Below are 17,378 nucleotides of genomic sequence, written 5' to 3' on the forward strand. Positions count from 1 at the left end.
GGTCAGGAACCCGCGCGTTCGACGACGGCGGCCCACTCCTCCAGGAGCGCCTGGGCCGCGTCCGCGTCCGGTCCCTCTGCCCACAGGTGGGTGACCGGCTCCGCGGGGTCGGGGAGGACGAGCACCCAGCAGCCGTCGTCCTCGACCACGCGGACGCCGTCGGTGGTGTCGATCGCGCGGTCCCCGGCGGCCTCCACGACGTGGCGCATGACGCTTCCCTTGGCCGCCCACGGCGTCGGGACGGAGCGGCGGAGCAGGTGCGCGTCCGGGATGCGGCGGTCGATCTGCGACAGCGTCAGCCGCGTCCGGGCGACCAGGCCGACGAGGCGGACGAACGCCGCGATCCCGTCGACCGTGCCGCTGAACTCGGGCATCAGGAACCCGCCCCGCCCGTCGCCCGCGAAGATCACGCTGGGCTGGGCGGCGGCCTTGGTGAGGACGTCCTGGGAGGTGGACGTCCATTCGACCTGGACGCCGTGGAAGCGGCACACCTGCTCGGCGACCCGCGTCGTCGTCACCGGCAGCGCGACCCTGCCGCCGCGCCGCTCCGCCGCCACCAGGTCCAGCATCACCAGCAGGGCGCGGTCGTCGCCGACCAGCTCGCCGTTCTCGTCCACCATGGAGATCCGCTCGCCGACCGGGTCGAACCGGACGCCGAACGCCGCCCGCGACGACGACACCAGCTCGCCGAGCCGCTCGAGGTCGCGCATGCGCTCGGCGAGCGTCTCGGTCGGGTTGGCCTCGTCCAGGCCGGCGTTGCGGGTGAGGACCTCCACCCCGACCTTGCCGAGCAGGTTGGGCAGGACGAGCGAGGCGACGCCGCCCGCGCAGTCCAGGACGATCTTCAGCCCGGCCTCGCGGACGCCGCGGATGTCGACGCGGCGCAGCAGGTCGCGCGTGTAGGTCTCCACGACGCGCGGCGGGTAGGTCAGCTCGGCGATCTCGCCGGGGAACGCGCGGCGGTACTCCTGCCGGCCGAAGACGCGTTCCAGCTTGCGCTGCGCGGCCTGGGACAGGTCGGCGCCGTCGGGGTCGAGGAAGATGATGTCGACGCCCTGCGGGTCGCCGAGCGTGGTGCGGATGTAGATGCCGCCCACGCTGTCCTCGCGCCCGGTCTCGAACCGGGCGACGGTCAGCGGGGTCGCCTCCAGGTCCTGCACGTTGATCGCGCTGGCGGTCAGCGCGCTGTTCACCGCGCGCTTGAGCGTGCGGGCGGCGCGGGAGACGTCGCGCCCGGTGACGACCGTGGTGCCCTTCTTCAGCGTCGTCGCGTACGCGCTGGCGAGCCGCACCGCCAGCTCGGGCGTGATCTCCACGTTGACCAGGCCGGACACGCCGCGCGGCCCGAACAGGTTGCGCTGCCCGCGCGACTCCCAGATCACGCTGGTGTTGACGACGGCGCCGGCCTCGATCGTCTTGAACGGGTAGACCTTCACGCCGCTGGAGACGTACGCCTCCGCCTCGATCACGCACTCGTCGCCGATGACCGCGCCCTCCTCGACGCGCGCTCCGGCCATGATGTCGGTGTTCTTGCCGACCACGCAGCCGCGCAGGTTCGTGGACGGCGCGACGAACACGTTGTCGTGGACGATGGCGCGGTGCAGGAACGCGCCCTCCTTCACGACCACGTTGCTGCCCAGGACGGTGTACTCGCGCAGTTCGACGCCCGCCTCGACCTTGGCATAGTCGCCGATGTAGAGCGGCCCCTTCAGGACGGCCTCGGCATCCACCTCGGCCCCTTCGGCGACCCAGACGCCCGGGGAGACCTCGAAGCCCTCCAGGTCGACGCCGACCTCGCCGGACAGCATGTCGGCCTGCGCCTTGAGGTAGCTCTCGTGGGTGCCGACGTCCTCCCAGTAGCAGTCGGCGATGTATCCGAACAGCGGGGCGCCCTCGGCCAGGAGCTTGGGGAACACGTCCCCGGACCAGTCGACCGACTCCCCCGCGGCGACGTGTTCGAGGACCTCCGGCTCCATCACGTAGATGCCGGTGTTGACGGTGTCGGAGAACACCTGGCCCCACGTGGGCTTCTCCAGGAAGCGCTGCACGCGGCCGTCGTCGTCCACGATGATGATGCCGAACTCCAGCGGGTTCGGGACGCGCTTGAGCCCGATCGTGACGAGGGCGCCGTTGTCCTCGTGGAACCGCACCATGTCGGTCAGGTCGATGTCGGTGAGCGCGTCCCCGGAGATGACCAGGAACCGGTCGTCGCGCAGCGCCTCCTCGGCGTTCTTGACGCTGCCCGCGGTGCCGAGGGGGATCTCCTCGGTCGCGTAGCTCAGCGACATCCCGAGTTCCTCGCCGTCGCCGAAGTAGTTGCGGATCAGCGCGGCGAGGAACTGGACGGTGACGACGGTCTCGCTGAACCCGTGCCGCTTCAGCAGGCGCAGCACGTGCTCCATGATCGGCCGGTTGACGAGCGGAAGCAGCGGCTTGGGCTGGTTGGCGGTCATCGGACGCAGCCGCGTCCCCTCGCCTCCCGCCATCACGACGGCCTTCATCGGGGGGTCTCCGCTCCCTTCCGGCCGCCGGCCGGCGGATCCGCGCCCGGGCCGCCCGGTTCCCCTCGTCCGGACCCGGGGTCCGGCCCAGGGGGGACGCGGCCGGCCAGCGCCAGCTGCCGCGTCTGCGTCCAGTAGAGGACGGCCGCCCACCAGTACAGGGCGGTCCCCCAGATGGCGAACGACCATCCGGTGACCTTCGCCGCCGTGGCGGCCGCGCCGTCATGGTCGCCCAGCAGGAGCATCGGGAAGGCGTACAGCAGGCAGAGCGTCGCCGCCTTGCCGATGAAGTGCACCGGAAGCGTCCCGCTGTACCCGAGCCGCCGGACGATCGGCGCGATCGGCAGGATCGCGAACTCGCGGGCCACCAGCGCCACCACCAGCCACAACGGGATGACGTCGCGGATCGTCAGCCCGATGAGCGTCGCCAGGATGTAGAGGCGGTCGGCCGCCGGGTCGAGCACCGTCCCGAGCCTGCTCATCTGGTTCAGCACCCGGGCCAGCTTGCCGTCCAGCCAGTCCGACAGGCCCGCGGCCACGAGCACGGCGATCGCCCACCCGTCCGCCTCGATCAGGACGAGCCAGAGGAACAGCGGGACGCCCACGAGCCGCGCCATGCTCAGCGTGTTGGGCACCGTGAAGATCCGGTCCTGCGGGGCTTCCTGCTGCGTGCTCACCGACACTCTCGCCTCCCCTGGTCCCTTGATCCTGACCCTACCGGTAAGGGATTTGAAGGCCCCGGACGACGTGGCCCGGCCGGGTTCAACGCGGGTTGGCCACGTCCGCGGACGGGAAGACGGCCGTGACCACGAACCCGCCGCCGTCGCCCGGGCCGGCGTCGAGCGTTCCGCCGACGCTGCGTGCGCGCTCGATCATCCCGAGGACCCCGAACCCCTCGGGCGTCCCGCCCGACGGGCCCCTCCCGTCGTCGGCGATCCGCACGACGAGCCCGCCGGCGTCGCGGGTCAGGCTGACCGCCGCGCGCCGCGCCGCCGCGTGCTTGACAACGTTGGTCAGAGCCTCCTGGACGATACGGTACGCCGCGACGCCGACCTCCGGAGGCAGGGGCCCCGCGGCGCCGGGGCCCGGGGGCTCGAAGTCGACCTCGAGTCCGGCCCCGCGCGCGGCCTGCACGAGGTCCGCGATGCGGTCCGCGCCGGGCAGCGTCCCGGACGACGCGACGTCGGTCCCCCGCAGGACCTGGAGGGTGCCGCGCAGCTCGGTCCGGGCGCCGCGGCACGTTTCGGTGATCGACGTGAGCGCCTCGGCCAGTTCCTCGCGGTCGAGGGGCTGGTCCCTGCGGATCAGGTGCGCCGCGGCGCCCGCCTGGACTCCGATGACCGTGATGCTGTGCGCGAGCAGGTCGTGCAGGTCGCGGGCGATCCGGAGCCGCTCCTCGGCGACCCGGCGGCGGGCCTCCTCCTCCCGGGTCCGCTCCGCGCGCTCGGCCCGCTCGGTGATCGTCGCCAGCCGCGCCCGGTGCACCCGCCACACCTGGACGGCGATCACGACGGCGACGACGGCCTCGATGACCGCGATCTGCTCGTGCAGCGAGGCGCCGCCGACCCGCATCGCCATCCCCAACACGCACACCGCCAGCAGGAATCCCGCGACGGTCACGACGAGCCGCACCCGCCGTCCGAGCACCGCGTAGGCGAACAGCGCGATCACCTCGGCGGGCACCAGCGCGTGGTGCTGGTACTGCGCCAGGTGGTAGGGCAGCACCAGGACCACCAGGGCGGCCAGCCCCGGCCCGGGCCACCGCCTGATCACCGCGAGCGGAACGTGCGCGGCGGCCAGCAGCAGCGCGCCGGGCACGTCCAGCGCCCGCACGCCCGGCCACATGACCGCCACCACCGCGGCGGCGACCGCCAGGGTCGCCGCCAACAAGGCGTCCCTCGCCGTCACACCGCCCCGGAGCTCCGTCGCCACCCGCTCATTTTCCCCGACCCTCGCGATCACCGCGCACCGCCCCCGCCTATAGTTCTCCGCACCCCGTCACGAAGGGCCGACCGTGTCCGTCCCCCCGCCGGCACTCACGATCACCACGGGCCGATGGGCCTACCGGTGGCCCCTCCGGGTCGGCCTGACCGCGCTGACGGCCGGCCTTGCCGTCTCGCTGTCCACGCTGTCGGGCCCCGAGGCGTGGGACCCCGAGGACGCCCGGCGGACCGTCGCCGTCTACGGCGGCGGCGGCCTGGTCATCGCCTTCGCCGCCGCCCTGTGGGCGTTCATGATCCACCGCGGCCGCCTCGTCGTGACCATCGGCGAGAAGGGGCTCGCCCTGCGCCGCGGGACGAGGGAGGCGAGCATACCGGCCGGCGCCGTCGACGCCGTCGGGATCACGTGGCCCGTCGCCGATCCGGCCTGGACGGTCTGGTTCGACCCGGAGGCCGCACCGGGCTTCGGCGCCGTCGCGAAGGTCGAGGGCCGCACGGCCGTCCTGTTCCGTGACCGGTCCCTCCCGCCGGGCTGGATCGATGCCGTGCGCTCCGCGGCCACGGAGGTCCTCGGCGCCCCGTGGCTCGTCCTCGACGAGGAGGGCGAGGAGGTCGGACGGCCCCCGGAGGACGCGCTGCGCAGAGCCGGCCACATCCGGGTGGACGGCGCCGGCCGTTACCGTGACCGGGACGGCGGCGTGCTTCTCGCCGTGGCCTGCGGGCGGCTCGCCGGGCGGCCGCAGGCCGGGCCCGGCTCCCTCCCGCTCGGCGCCGGCAGCCGGACGATCGTGCTGCGCGATCCCCATGGCCGCACGCTCCTCGTCCTCAGGAGGCGGGCTCCGGTGCCCGGCCGCGACCGGATGCGCGTGTCCGACGCGCACGGCCACCTCGTCGGGGAGATCAGGGGCGGGCACGAGCCTTCGTTCCACACCGCCGACGGCACGCTCCTCGGCACCACAAGGCGGACCGGCGACCGGTACGTCGTCACCGGCGTGGACGCCAGGGAGTCCGCCTCGCTGCAGATCGGGGACGACGCCGGCGGCGGCGCCCTGCGCCTGGAGCGTTCACCGTCCGCCCCCGATCCGCTCCGCACGCTCGCCCTGGCCCTCCCCATGGTGATCCGCGTCGCCCGCAGGATCTGACCCGGGCCGCCCCGCCGGGGGCTCGACCGGGTGCGGCCCGATCAGGTTCGGGCGGTCCGGCGTTCGGCATGCGCCCGATTCTCTCAGCCCGCCCCGCTTACCTCATGGAGGCCGGTTGCGGCAACCGGGGTCCGGCGGGTTAGCGTCGGGGACGAGATCGCGGGGGCCCGGCGAACCGGGCTGAGATAGCGGCTGCCACGGCCGCTGACCGCATGAACCTGACCGGGTAATGCCGGCGTAGGGAGAGATCGAGTCGTCATGACCGAAACTGTGGTTCCAGCTGCCCGCAAGACCTACCTCCAGGGCTCACGACCGGACGTCCGCGTCCCCATGCGAGAGGTGCCGCTGACCAGCGGCGACACCGTCGTCCTGTACGACACGTCCGGGCCGTACACCGACCCCGGCCAGGAGACCGACGTCCGGAGGGGGCTGCCCGCACTCCGGGAGCCGTGGATCGCCGAGCGCGGCGACACCGCCCCCTACGAGGGGCGCGCGGTGCGCCCCGAGGACGACGGCCGCCGCGCCGGTGGGCGCGCGTCGCCGGGCCGGGACGGCGTCCTGCCGCGCCGGCCGCGCCGCGCGACCGGCGGCGCGGCGACGCAGCGCGCCTACGCGCGGCGAGGGGAGATCACGCCGGAGATGGAGTTCGCGGCGCTGCGCGAGGGCGTGGCGCCGGAGTTCGTCCGGGACGAGCTGGCGGCCGGGCGCGCCGTGCTGCCCGCCAACGTCAACCATCCCGAGATCGAGCCGATGGTCATCGGGCGGAACTTCCTCGTCAAGGTGAACGCGAACATCGGCAACTCGGCGGTCGCGTCGTCGATCGAGGACGAGGTCGAGAAGATGACGTGGGCGACCCGCTGGGGCGCCGACACGATCATGGACCTGTCGACCGGCAGGGACATCCACACCACGCGCGAGTGGATCCTGCGCAACTCGCCGGTGCCGGTCGGGACCGTTCCGCTCTACCAGGCCGTGGAGAAGGTCGGCGGCGATCCGGCCGAGCTGACCTTCGACGTCTTCCGCGACACCGTGATCGAGCAGGCCGAGCAGGGCGTGGACTACATGACCGTCCACGCCGGGGTACTGCTGCGGTACGTGCCGCTGACGGCGCGCCGCAAGACCGGGATCGTGTCCCGCGGCGGGTCGATCATGGCGGCGTGGTGCCTGGCGCACCACGAGGAGAACTTCCTCTACACCCGCTTCCGGGAGTTGTGCGAGATCTTCGCGGCGTACGACATCACGTGGTCGCTGGGGGACGGGCTGCGCCCCGGCAGCATCGCCGACGCCAACGACGAGGCGCAGTTCGCCGAGCTGCGCACGCAGGGCGAGCTGACGCGGATCGCGGCGGAGTACGGCAACCAGGTGATGAACGAGGGCCCCGGGCACGTCCCGATGCACAAGATCAAGGAGAACGTCGACCTGCAGCAGGAGTGGTGCGACGGGGCGCCGTTCTACACGCTCGGGCCGCTGACCACCGACATCGCGCCCGGCTACGACCACATCACCTCGGCGATCGGCGCCGCGATGATCGGCTGGTACGGCACCGCGATGCTCTGCTACGTCACGCCGAAGGAGCATCTCGGGCTGCCTGACCGCGACGACGTCAAGGCGGGCGTCATCGCCTACAAGATCGCGGCGCACGCCGCCGACCTGGCCAAGGGGCATCCGGGCGCGCAGGCGTGGGACGACGCGCTGTCGGACGCGCGGTTCGACTTCCGCTGGGAGGACCAGTTCAACCTCTCCCTCGATCCGGACACCGCCCGCGCGTTCCATGACGCGACGCTCCCGGCCGCCCCGGCGAAGACCGCCCACTTCTGCTCGATGTGCGGCCCGCACTTCTGCTCGATGAAGATCACCCGGGACGTCCGGCGGTACGCCGACGAGCGGGGCCTCGCCGGGGACGAGGCCCTCACCACGGGGATGCGGGAGAAGGCCGAGGAGTTCAAGGCCGCGGGAGGGCGCGTCTACCTGCCGCTCTCCCCCGGCGGTACCTGACCGGCCGGCGCGGGCCCGGCACGGGCCCGGCGAGTGCGGGCGAGGGCCCGCCGCGGCGCCGTCCGCGGCGGGCCCCGGTCCCCGGAGGAGGCCGGGGATCCGGCGCGGCTACCATCGAGGGACCGTTCCAAAGCCGCGGATCCCCCGAATCGCCGCAGGCCCGTTGACCCGCCGGGAAGGACCGACGACCGAGGTGACCAGCGACGACTCGCCCAAGCCCCCGGCCCGGGCGGTGCGCGCCGACGTGCTCCGCAACCGTGCCCGGCTGATCGCGGCGGCCAGGGAGACGTTCCAGCGCGACGGGGCCGGCGCGTCCCTGGAGGGGGTCGCGCGGCAGGCGGGCGTCGGCATCGGGACGCTGTACCGCCATTTCCCTACACGGCAGGATCTTCTGGAGGCGCTCCTCGCGGACGTCTACGACGACCTGGCCGTGCGGGCGCGCGAACTCGCGGTCTCCCCCGACCCCGCGGACGCCCTGGTGAAGTGGCTGCACGCGTTCGTCTCGCGGATCACGGCGTTCCGCGGATCGGCGGCCGCGGCCACGCTGTCGCTGCGGGACGAGCGGCCGGGCCCGCAGGCGGCGATGCGCGAGGCCGGAGCGGCGCTGTTCGCCCGCGCGCAGGAGGCCGGGGGCGTGCCCCCGGACGCCTCGTTCGCCGACGCGCTGCGGCTCGCGGGCGCGATCGCTGCGGTCGCCGAGGACGCCCCGGAGACGGCCGGCCGGCTCCTGTCGCTCGCCGCCGCCGGGCTGGTCCCGGGCAAGGCGGGCGGGCACGGGTGAACGGGGCGGCCCGGGGCCGGGAGGCGCCGGGTCATCCGGTCTCCGGGACGGGGAGGATGCGGCGCGGGCCGGGCGGCGTCTCGCCCTTGCGGCGCCATTCGCGGGGGTAGCCGACCGACACCTCGATGTGCGGGACGCCGCCGGTCCAGATCGTCCTCGGGATGTGGAGGTGCCCGTACACGACGGACACCGCTCCGAACCGGCTGTGCCAGTCGGCGGTGCGCTCGGTGCCGCACCACTGCGCGAACTCCGGGTACCAGAGGACGCGGGTGGGCTCGCGGACGAGCGGCCAGTGGTTGACCAGGACGGTCCGCGTCCCCGGTTCCAGGGCGCCGAGGCGTTCCTCGCTGTAGGCGATCCGGGCGTCGCACCAGGCGTCCCGTGTCGGGTGCGGATCGGGGTGGAGGTAGACCTCGTCGGTGCACACGACGCCCGACTCGTGGGCGATCGCGAGGGCCTCCTCCTTGGTGGACGCGCCGTCCGGCCGGAACGTGTAGTCGTACAGGACGAACAGCGGCGCGATCGTCACCGGCCCGCCGTCGCCGTCCCAGACGGGGTACGGGTCCTCGGGGGTGTGCACGCCCAGGGCGCGGCACATGTCGACGAGCCGGCGGTAGCGGGCCTCTCCGCGCAGCCGCACCGGGTCGTCCTTGACCGTCCAGAGTTCGTGGTTGCCGGGCGTCCAGATCACGGCGGCGAAGCGTTCGCGCAGAGTGCGGAGGGTCCACTCGACGTCGGCGAGGCGCTCGGCGACGTCGCCCGCCACGATGAGCCAGTCGCCGCCGGCCGCGGGCCGCAGGCCCTCGACGAACGCGCGGTTCTCGGGGAAGCCGACGTGCAGGTCGCTGATCGCGTACACACCGCTCATCCGGAGATCGTAGGCCCGCGGAGCCCGCGGACTCCACGACGGGGCCTCAGTCCTCGTCGGCGGGCAGCGTGAAGAGCCGGATGTGGACCGGGCGCGCGCCCGGGGGCGCGTCCTCCCGGCGGTGGCCGTGCTCCTGCAGGAGCTTGATGTAGGCCTCGAAGAACTCGGCGAGCCCCTCTTTGGTCATGTGCGCGAACCCCCGCGAGAGCAGCGCCCAGGCGTGGTCGCGCCGGTACTCCTCGGGAAGCCTGCGGAACAGTTCCATGTCCTCGGCGTGCCGGACGCGGAGCAGCTCGTCGAGAACGGCCCGGTCCTCCGGGGCGACGGCGTCCGGGCGGGGCAGGCGGGTGTCGCGCGGCGCCTCCGCGGCGCGCCACCAGCGTTCCCGGCCCGCCGACCGCTCGGCGATCTCCTCGATGAAGCCGTACCTCTCCAGCTGCCGCAGGTGGTAGCTGGTCGTCCCGGTGTTCGCGCCGAGGACCTCGCCGATCGTCGTGGACGTCGCCGGGCCGTGCATTCGCAGGCGGTGCAGGATCCGGCGCCGCAGCGGGTGGCTCAGCGCCTTGATCCGTCCGGGGTCGTCCAGGATGACGGGCTCCGCATCGTCCTTCATGAGGAGCAGGCTACTACCGCAGAAGTAATTTTGCAGAAAAAGCTTTGCAGAGGTATCTCTGCAGTTTACCGTCCCAGACATGAGAACAGTGATGACCGCCGCGCTGACGCTGCTCGTCGGCGCGCTCCTGTGCGTCCCGGCTCCGCGGCCCGCCCGGGCCGCCGCCTCCGGGCCGGTCCCGGCGCCCGCGGGCCTGACCTCCGGCGAAGTGAGCTTCAAGGGCTTCGGCGGGCTCACCCTGCACGGCACGGTGCTCGCCCCCGAAAAGGCCCGCGGGCCGCTGCCGGGCGTCGTGCTCGTGACGGGGTCCGGCGCCGGCGTCCCCCGCGAGCACCTCCTCACCGAGGCCACCGAGTTCGCGCGGCGGGGGCTCGCCGTCCTGATCTACGACAAGCGGTCGGCCGGCTACAGCGACTTCCGCCGCTCCTACTCCGAACTCGCGGACGACGCGCTCGGGGCCGTGCGGGCGCTGCGCTCCAGGCCCGGCGTCGATCCCGCGAAGGTGGGGCTGTGGGGGCTCAGCGAGGGCGGCTGGGTCGCGCCGCTGGCCGCATCCCGTTCCGGTGACGCCGCGTTCGTGATCGTGGTCGGCGGCAACGCGATGACTCCGATCCGGCAGCAGGTGTGGAACGAGGCCTCCGGGCTGCGGCGGGCGGGCGTGTCGGGTTCGCTGATCGACCACGGAAAGCGCAACTTCGCCCGGCTGGGGGCGGACGCGGGCCTGTTCGCCGAGGCGTTCTTCGACGCCCAGGGCGTTCTGGAACAAGTCCGGCAGCCGCTACTCGGCGTCTGGGGCGAACACGATCTGCAGACCCCGCCCGCGGACAATCCCCCGCTGTTCGCGCGGGCCCTCCGGCGGGGCGGCAACACGCACTTCACGTTCCGCTTCTTCCCCGGCGCCGACCACGGCGTCCACGTGACCCCTGACGGCGGTCTCACCAGGGGCGACGCGCTGGCACCCGGCTACGCCGACCTGGTCGCCTCGTGGGTCCGCGACGCGACGGACGGGCGTCCCCCCGAGGAGGGCACCGCACCGCTCCCGAAGCAGGACCACGCGAGCGCCGAGATCTCCCCATCGCCGTGGTGGGCATCGGCCTGGATGCAGGCGGGGGCGTTCGCGCTGTTCATCGTCGCGTTCACCGGCTACCCGCTCGTCGCGCTGGTGCGGCGGCTGCGCGGGAGGACGGTGCGCCCGGTGAGCCGCTGGGCCCGCCTGCTCGCCGGAACGGGGCTCACCGCCGCCGTCGGCCTGCTCTTCTACACCTTCTACCTGATGGCGGCGGGGAGGTATCCGGACCCGGGTCCCGTCCTCGCGGGCCGGCCGCTGCCGTGGCTGGCGCTGCAGGGGCTCGCCGTGGCGGCCGTCGTCGGCGGCGCCGCGACCGCGATCGCATGGCGCCGGGCCGCGGGAGCCGTCCCGGCGGGCGAGCACGTCCGGGTCGGGCTGCTGCTCGCCGCGGGCGCGGTCTTCGTCCCCTGGGCCTTCTACTGGGGCCTGCTCGTGCCGTGACGGGAACGCGGCCCGCGCTCCTTCCGGAGCCGGGCCGCGCCGTCGTGGTGCGGTCACCTGCCGTGGTGGGGTCACCCGTCCTTGCCCCAGAGGTAGACGCCGAGGCTCATCGCGAGGATGCTCGCCCAACTGGACACCGCCCGCACGTTGTTCCAGACGGCCCAGCGGCCGGAGTAGTCCGACCAGATCTTCGCCGCCTCCGCCGTGTCCCCCGGGATCGCCGTGGCGTCCAGGGTGTTGTTCATCGGGATGTTCACCGCGAAGCTCGGGACCAGCGCGCCCACGAGGTACACGCCCGCCGCGGCGAAGAACAGGATGGCCGCCGACCTCTCGCCCAGGCTCAGCAGCAGCCCGCCCGCCGCGGCCGCCACGACCGGGATCAGCAGGAACATGGCGATGAAGAGCGGGTTCTGGATCTTCTGGTTCATGCCCTGCATGGCGTCGATCGCCGACTGCGGCCGGGCGGCGTTCAGGCCCGGCATCACCCCGGTGGAGAAGGCGAAGTACGCCCCGGCCATACCGGCGGCCATGATGATCGAAAGGGTCACCGAGGTGCCCGCGAGCGCAGATCTCATCGTCGTTCCCATCTCGTGAAGGAGTCGTGTCAGGTGTTCCAGATGCCGCTGGCCGCGGTCCGGCGCGCGTACTCGGCGAAGTCCCGCGGCTCGCGGCCCAGCGCTCGCCGCACCCCGTCCGCGGTACCGGAGTTCCGGCCGTCCAGGACGGTGGTGAACAGGAACGTCAGGAACTCGACGAGCTCCTCGGGGAGCCCGTGCTCCTTGAGGACGGCGGCGTAGTCGTCCGCGGCGACCGGGACGAACGCGATGCCGCGTCCCGCCGCGCGACCGATCTCGGCGACGGCCTCGGCGAAGGTGAGGGCACGCGGGCCGGTCACCTCGTAGACCTGTCCGGTGTGCCCCTCCCGGGTGAGCGCCGCGACCGCAACGTCCGCGATGTCGTCGGCGTCCACGAACGGCTCGGGCACGTCGCCGGCGGGCAGGGCGACCTCGCCCGCCAGGACGGGGTCGAGGAGGTAGTCCTCGCTGAAGTTCTGCGCGAACCAGCTCGCCCGCACGACCGTCCACTCCAGGCCCGACGCCTGGACGACGCGCTCGCATTCCTGCGCCTCGTCCTCGCCCCGCCCGGAGAGCAGGACCACATGGCGGACCCCGGCGTCCACCGCCTTCCGCGTGAAGGCGCCGATGGCGCCGGGCGCGCCGGGGGCCGCCAGGTCGGGGTAGTAGGTGAGGTAGACCTTCTCGACGCCCCGCAGGACGGGCGCCCAGCTCGCCTCGTCCTCCCAGTCGAAGGCCGGCGAGGCTGAGCGGGACCCCATCCGGACCGGGACGTCCAGCGCCTCGAGCCGCTCGACCACGCGGCGGCCGGTCTTGCCGGTCCCGCCGACGACGAGGGTGAGGCCGTTCTCGGTGATGTTCCGTGCCGTGTTCGTCATACCGCAAAGTCAACCGGCGGAGGGTCCGAGCCACCATCGTTGAGAACCTCGCCCGCATACGCGAGCGTCTACGCTTGCCCCATGGACGCGCTGACCGACCTCCTCGACGGGCCTCGGGCGCGAGGGGCGTTCATGCTGCGCGCCTCGCTCAGCCCGCCCTGGTCGGTGCGGATCCAGGACGAGGCGCCGCTGACGCTGCTGTCGATGGTCCGCGACGACGCGTGGCTGGTCCCGGACGCGGGCGATCCGGTGCGCGTCTCCCCCGGCGACATGGCGGTCTTCCGCGGGCCCGACCCGTACACGGTCGGCGACGACCCGGCGACCGCGCCGCAGGTCGTCATCCACCCGGGGCAGCGCTGCACCACCCCGGACGGGACGAGCCTGTCGGAGGCGATGGACCTCGGCGTCCGCGCCTGGGGCAACGACCCGGACGGGTCGGCGGTCATGCTGGTCGGGACGTACCAGATGCGCGGCGCCGTCACGCACCGGCTCCTCGCCGCACTGCCGCCGATCGCGATCGTCCGCGGCGACACCTGGAGGTCGCCGCTGGTCGACGTGCTCGGCGAGGAGATCGGCAAGGACGACCCCGGCCAGGACGTCGTCCTCGACCGGCTGCTCGACCTGCTCCTCATCGGCACGCTCCGCGCGTGGTTCTCCCGGCCGGACGCCGAGGCCCCGGGCTGGTACCGCGCGCACGGCGACGCGATCGTCGGCCCGGCGCTGCGGCTCCTGCACGACGACCTGTCACACCCCTGGACCATCGCCGACCTGGCCTCCGAGGTCGGCGTCTCCCGCGCGGCCCTCGCGCAGCGGTTCACGAAGCTGATCGGCGAGCCGCCCATGGCGTACCTGACGGGCATCCGCCTCGCGCAGGCCGCCGACCTGCTGCGCGAGAGCGACGCGACGCTGGAGGCGGTGGCGCGCCAGGTCGGCTACGGCAACGCGTTCGCGCTCAGCACGGCGTTCAAGCGCGAGCACGGGGTCAGCCCGCAGGAGTACCGCACGGCGCCCGGGACCGCCCCCGCCCCGGCCGGCTGACGTCACCTCTCCTTGCGCAGGGTGGGCTCGGCGCGGACGGGCGAGTCGTCCGCCGCGTCCGGGATGAACGGGATCACGAACGCGTACTCCGCCAGCACGGACTCGGGGACCTCGCCCGTCTCGCCGAACGCGGCGATCTCGCCCCAGCAGGGCGAGCCGAGCGAGCCGCTGCGGTGCCGCACCGAGAGCCCGGCGCACAGGTTGGCGAACCGGAGCCGCTCGGCCAGCGGGAGGTCCGCGAGGGTGGCGAACACGAACCCGGCGGCGAACACGTCGCCGGCGCCGGTCGGGTCGAGCGCCTCGACCGGCAGCGCGCCGGTCTCGGCCCGCTCGCCCGTCGCCGAGTCGATCGCGATGGCTCCGTCCCCGCCGCGCTTGACCACGACCACCGGCACCCGCCCGGCCAGCGCCTCGGCGGCCTCCGCCGGGCTGCCGGTACGCGTGTAGGCCATGGCCTCGGCGGCGTTCGGCAGGAACACGTCGACGTGCCGGAGGCGGTCGAGGACCTCGGCCGGCCAGGCGCCGGTCTGGTCCCAGCCGAGGTCGCCGAAGATCAGCGAGCCCCGCTCGCGCATCTCCGGCGCCCAGGGCGGCACCGGCCGGTCGGCGTCGATGAAGCACACCCGCGCGGACGGGGGCGCCTGCGCCAGGTCCTCCGCCAGGTCCTCCGCCCCGGCCGGGACGGGACGGGCGTAGGTCACCATGCTGCGGTCGGAGTCGTAGGCCATCGACACCGTCACGGGCGTCGACCATCCGCGCACCCGCCGCGACCGCGCGAGGTCGACGCCCTCCTGCTCGGCGAGGGTCCGCCACAGGTAGGCGCCGAACATGTCGTCGCCGAACGGCGCCGCCAGCCCGACCCGCAGGCCGAGGCGGCTCATCGCGACGGCGATGTTGGCGGCGCCGCCGGGCGCCGAGCCGAGCCCGTCGGTGACGATCTCGGTGCCCGGCGGCGGCAGCCCCGGCAGCCCGGTGAAGATCATGTCCATGAAGACCCGGCCGGACAGGAAGACGTCCAGCGCGGGCGCCGGGCCCGTCCCCCCGCGCAGCCGCTCCCCCGCCGGCTCCCGCTCGGCGCAGGGGTCGGCGAGGGACGGCTCGGGCGGCACGCCCGGCGCGGTCTGCTGAGTCACGAGGCCCCCCATGTGCGAAGCGTCGGGCACCTCCTCCGGACCCTAGCCCGCACCACCGACAATGACGCCTACCTCGGAACGTACAGCCGGACGTCGTCGACCTGCGCCTTCCCCTCGTAGAAATTCATGTGCGGGTCACCGATCATGAACCTGTCCGGGTAGGCCGATCCGGCGGGCCAGGTGTCGCGGTCGGTGAGCGTGCCGCCCGGCCCCTCCCACGTCCAGTCGGCGTTGAACCGGCCGTCGTACTCGTCCGGCCGCTGGTTGTAGTGCCAGATGGGCTCGCCGTCCTGGACGAAGGCGCGCGTGTACCGGAACGTCGCCTCGCCCACGTGCGCGAAGACCCCGGACATCTCCATCGTGTAGGCGCCGTCCCGCCGCTCGATCGCGAACGTGTAGGGCTCCTCCGGCAGCAGCTCCGGTTTCATGTCGACGGCCGAGACGATCGCGCCGCCCTTCCGGAACCCGCACTCGCTGTCCATCAGGTACTCGGTGCCGGGCATGGTCGCGTAGCGGCGGTCATCGGTCATGAAGAGCGCGTTGACGCCGTTGCCCGTCCCGGCGGAGTACGGCTCGTACTCACCGGTGGCCGGGTTGCAGTACAGCAGGCCGGAGCCCGTGTACTTGTAGCGGTTGTATCCGTCCATCGCGACCTTGCGGTGCGCGTGGATGAAGACGTTGTTGTGCGGCGCGACCCGGCGGTAGTCCATGATCGACATGTAGTAGAAGCCGTTGGAGTCGGTGCGGACGTCGGCCCACTCGCACTCCGGCCTGGAGAAGTCCCCGCCGGAGGCCCAGGGGAAGTTCGTCTTGCAGCCCTCCGGCGAGTAGCCGTTGATCCGGCCGTCGGGGTAGTCCCACGAGCCGTTCCGCTGCCCGCCGAAGTCGAGGCCGCGCAGCGTCATCTCCACCCGGTACTCGGCGGGCAGGTCGCGGGTCGAGCGGATCACGACGCCGCCCTGGTGGGCCGGCTCCTCCAGGTGCGCGACGCCCTTGCGGGACGTGAGCGTCGGGACCCGGTCCGGCCGGCCGTCCCCGTCGGTGTCGCGGGCGGCGAGCTCGGCGGTGAGCCAGCCGCGCTCGCCGAAGCGGAACGACTGCCGGTAGGTCTTCATCTCGGCGAGCCGCTCGCGGAAGGCCGGGCCGCCCACCGTGTCGAAGTAGGCGCCGTCGTTGTCGTACATGTCGACGTGGTAGGGACTCGACGGGCCGTCGCCGTCCCGCTTCCAGGGCGCCCTCCCGCTGTCCAGCCGCCGGTCGAACGGCTCGTCGGCGACCAGCCGCCAGCCCTCGCGGGCGCCGGGCGGGCCCGCGCCCGCGTGGGCGGGGGCCGCGGCCAGCGCCGCCGGCAGGACCAGCGGAAGCGTCAGCGCCACGGCGCCGCGGATCATGTTCCTCATGCAGGGCCCTTCCTCGATGTCGCGGCCGTTTCCCGCCCCGCCGGGCGCGGTGCCGGCGCGTCCGGGGCGATCCTCCGTGACGCTAGGCCGTCGCCGCTCCCGTGACCACGGCAAACATCGCCAAAGTGGTATTGACCAGTTGCTATAATCGGACATACCGTGTGCGACGACGGGAACAGCGTCGAGGGAGGTGAACGGCATGCCATCCGCCGGTGAGGCCCGGTCCGGGCACACGAAACGGCAGGCGGTGCGCCGCGAGCTGCTCGCGATGCTGGACGGGCTGGACGTCGGGGACGCCCTGCCGTCCGAGCGCCGGCTCGCCGACGAGCTCGGCGTGTCCCGGCCGACACTGCGCCAGGCCATCGACGGCCTCGTCGCCGAAGGCCTGCTGGACCGGCGGCACGGGAGCGGCACCTACGTGGCCGAACCCCGGATCGCGGTCCCGCTCACCATGACCTCGTTCACCGAGGACATGGCCAAGCGCGGCATGAGGCCGGGGGGCCGGGTCCTGTCGTTCCGCACCGAGACCGCGGGGGCGCGGAACGGCAGGAGGCTGGCTCTGTCCCCCGCCGAAGAGGTATTTACCATTCGCAGGCTCCGGCTGGCCGACGGGACCACGATGGCCATCGAGACCCTCTGCCTGCCGCGGTCGCTGATGCCCGGCCTGCGGCGGCACGACCTGGAGGGGCGGTCGTTCTACGACCTGCTGCGGGGCGAGGGCATCGTGATCGCCTCGGGCACCGAGACGATCGAGCCGACCGTCACCACCGCGGAGGAGGCCGCGGAGCTGGACGTGCCGGTGCACACGCCGGCCTTCCTGTTCGAGCGCATCACCAGGGACGAGAACGGACGTCCCCTCGAATACGTCAGGTCCGTCTACCGCGGCGACCGGTACCGCCTGGAACTCGACCTGCGACCACCGACCCACTGAACATCCCGCCCCCGGCGCACGCCGCCGGGGAGCACGGCAGTCCGCGCTGACGGGGGCGACAGCGCACGACCCA

General features: G+C 73.4%; 15 protein-coding genes and 1 riboswitch. Of the genes, 6 read left to right on the plus strand and 9 right to left on the minus strand.

Going from position 1 to position 17,378, the window contains the following annotated elements:
- Positions 1 to 2: 2 nt before the first annotated feature.
- The 3 genes from E1281_RS11150 to E1281_RS11160 form a co-directional block, all read right to left on the minus strand.
- Positions 3 to 2,501, minus strand: coding sequence for a mannose-1-phosphate guanyltransferase (locus tag E1281_RS11150; RefSeq protein WP_131877219.1), 2,499 nt, complete (start codon positions 2,499 to 2,501; stop codon positions 3 to 5).
- Positions 2,498 to 3,118, minus strand: a complete 621-nt coding sequence (locus tag E1281_RS11155) for a CDP-alcohol phosphatidyltransferase family protein (RefSeq protein ID WP_131877240.1) — start codon at positions 3,116 to 3,118, stop codon at positions 2,498 to 2,500. The genes E1281_RS11150 and E1281_RS11155 overlap by 4 nt, the downstream gene beginning before the upstream one ends.
- A 145-nt stretch (positions 3,119 to 3,263) precedes the next feature.
- Complete coding sequence (locus E1281_RS11160; RefSeq protein WP_207943220.1) at positions 3,264 to 4,433, minus strand: sensor histidine kinase; 1,170 nt, start codon at positions 4,431 to 4,433, stop codon at positions 3,264 to 3,266.
- Between the two features lie 82 nt (positions 4,434 to 4,515).
- On the opposite strand from E1281_RS11160, the gene E1281_RS11165 reads away from it, so the two are divergent.
- The 3 genes from E1281_RS11165 (at position 4,516) to E1281_RS11175 (ending at position 8,359) form a co-directional block, all read left to right on the plus strand.
- Positions 4,516 to 5,583 (plus strand): hypothetical protein, encoded by a 1,068-nt coding sequence (locus tag E1281_RS11165; RefSeq protein WP_131877220.1) that lies wholly within the window; start codon positions 4,516 to 4,518, stop codon positions 5,581 to 5,583.
- Positions 5,584 to 5,732: 149 nt separating this feature from the next.
- Positions 5,733 to 5,846, plus strand: a riboswitch (TPP riboswitch).
- On the plus strand, positions 5,842 to 7,578 hold the full coding sequence (gene thiC, locus E1281_RS11170) for a phosphomethylpyrimidine synthase ThiC (RefSeq protein ID WP_131877221.1): 1,737 nt from the start codon (positions 5,842 to 5,844) through the stop codon (positions 7,576 to 7,578). (Overlaps the previous riboswitch by 5 nt.)
- A 193-nt stretch (positions 7,579 to 7,771) precedes the next feature.
- A complete protein-coding gene (locus E1281_RS11175) occupies positions 7,772 to 8,359 on the plus strand; it encodes a TetR/AcrR family transcriptional regulator (protein WP_207943221.1) in 588 nt (195 codons plus the stop codon).
- A 31-nt stretch (positions 8,360 to 8,390) separates the two neighbouring features.
- Here E1281_RS11175 and E1281_RS11180 read toward each other — a convergent pair whose 3' ends face one another.
- Entirely contained in the window at positions 8,391 to 9,227 is an 837-nt protein-coding gene (locus E1281_RS11180) for a metallophosphoesterase (RefSeq protein ID WP_131877222.1), read from the minus strand.
- A 46-nt stretch (positions 9,228 to 9,273) separates the two neighbouring features.
- Positions 9,274 to 9,840: a winged helix-turn-helix domain-containing protein gene (locus tag E1281_RS11185; RefSeq protein WP_131877223.1), complete on the minus strand. Its 567-nt coding sequence runs from the start codon at positions 9,838 to 9,840 to the stop codon at positions 9,274 to 9,276.
- A gap of 79 nt (positions 9,841 to 9,919) precedes the next feature.
- On the opposite strand from E1281_RS11185, the gene E1281_RS11190 reads away from it, so the two are divergent.
- Positions 9,920 to 11,350 (plus strand): prolyl oligopeptidase family serine peptidase, encoded by a 1,431-nt coding sequence (locus E1281_RS11190; protein ID WP_207943222.1) that lies wholly within the window; start codon positions 9,920 to 9,922, stop codon positions 11,348 to 11,350.
- Positions 11,351 to 11,421: 71 nt separating this feature from the next.
- On the opposite strand, the gene E1281_RS11195 is transcribed toward E1281_RS11190, so the two are convergent.
- Positions 11,422 to 11,925 (minus strand): anthrone oxygenase family protein, encoded by a 504-nt coding sequence (locus tag E1281_RS11195; RefSeq protein WP_131877224.1) that lies wholly within the window; start codon positions 11,923 to 11,925, stop codon positions 11,422 to 11,424.
- 29 nt (positions 11,926 to 11,954) lie between these two features.
- A complete protein-coding gene (locus tag E1281_RS11200) occupies positions 11,955 to 12,803 on the minus strand; it encodes an NAD(P)H-binding protein (RefSeq protein ID WP_131877225.1) in 849 nt (282 codons plus the stop codon).
- 81 nt (positions 12,804 to 12,884) lie between these two features.
- Here E1281_RS11200 and E1281_RS11205 point away from each other — a divergent pair, with 81 nt between their 5' ends.
- Positions 12,885 to 13,841: an AraC family transcriptional regulator gene (locus E1281_RS11205; RefSeq protein ID WP_131877226.1), complete on the plus strand. Its 957-nt coding sequence runs from the start codon at positions 12,885 to 12,887 to the stop codon at positions 13,839 to 13,841.
- 2 nt (positions 13,842 to 13,843) lie between these two features.
- On the opposite strand, the gene E1281_RS11210 is transcribed toward E1281_RS11205, so the two are convergent.
- Entirely contained in the window at positions 13,844 to 14,974 is a 1,131-nt protein-coding gene (locus tag E1281_RS11210) for a carbohydrate kinase family protein (protein ID WP_243716839.1), read from the minus strand.
- Positions 14,975 to 15,042: 68 nt separating this feature from the next.
- On the minus strand, positions 15,043 to 16,374 hold the full coding sequence (locus tag E1281_RS11215; RefSeq protein ID WP_131877228.1) for a hypothetical protein: 1,332 nt from the start codon (positions 16,372 to 16,374) through the stop codon (positions 15,043 to 15,045).
- Between the two features lie 199 nt (positions 16,375 to 16,573).
- Between E1281_RS11215 and E1281_RS11220 the strand changes: the two genes are divergently transcribed.
- Positions 16,574 to 17,305 carry a GntR family transcriptional regulator gene (locus tag E1281_RS11220; protein ID WP_131877229.1) on the plus strand — a complete coding sequence of 244 codons (732 nt, stop codon included), beginning with the start codon at positions 16,574 to 16,576 and terminating at the stop codon, positions 17,303 to 17,305.
- Positions 17,306 to 17,378 lie beyond the last annotated feature (73 nt).

Origin of the sequence: Actinomadura sp. KC345, assembly GCF_004348515.1 — a bacterium.
Classification (GTDB): domain Bacteria; phylum Actinomycetota; class Actinomycetes; order Streptosporangiales; family Streptosporangiaceae; genus Spirillospora.

Coding starts and splice junctions, on each gene's coding strand:
- E1281_RS11150 (WP_131877219.1), bottom strand. CDS start 2,501: ATGAAGGCCGTCGTGATGGCGGGAGGCGAGGGGACGCGGCTGCGTCCG.
- E1281_RS11155 (WP_131877240.1), bottom strand. CDS start 3,118: ATGGCGCGGCTCGTGGGCGTCCCGCTGTTCCTCTGGCTCGTCCTGATC.
- thiC (WP_131877221.1), top strand. CDS start 5,842: ATGACCGAAACTGTGGTTCCAGCTGCCCGCAAGACCTACCTCCAGGGC.
- E1281_RS11180 (WP_131877222.1), bottom strand. CDS start 9,227: ATGAGCGGTGTGTACGCGATCAGCGACCTGCACGTCGGCTTCCCCGAG.
- E1281_RS11185 (WP_131877223.1), bottom strand. CDS start 9,840: ATGAAGGACGATGCGGAGCCCGTCATCCTGGACGACCCCGGACGGATC.
- E1281_RS11190 (WP_207943222.1), top strand. CDS start 9,920: ATGAGAACAGTGATGACCGCCGCGCTGACGCTGCTCGTCGGCGCGCTC.
- E1281_RS11195 (WP_131877224.1), bottom strand. CDS start 11,925: ATGAGATCTGCGCTCGCGGGCACCTCGGTGACCCTTTCGATCATCATG.
- E1281_RS11200 (WP_131877225.1), bottom strand. CDS start 12,803: ATGACGAACACGGCACGGAACATCACCGAGAACGGCCTCACCCTCGTC.
- E1281_RS11205 (WP_131877226.1), top strand. CDS start 12,885: ATGGACGCGCTGACCGACCTCCTCGACGGGCCTCGGGCGCGAGGGGCG.
- E1281_RS11215 (WP_131877228.1), bottom strand. CDS start 16,374: ATGAGGAACATGATCCGCGGCGCCGTGGCGCTGACGCTTCCGCTGGTC.
- E1281_RS11220 (WP_131877229.1), top strand. CDS start 16,574: ATGCCATCCGCCGGTGAGGCCCGGTCCGGGCACACGAAACGGCAGGCG.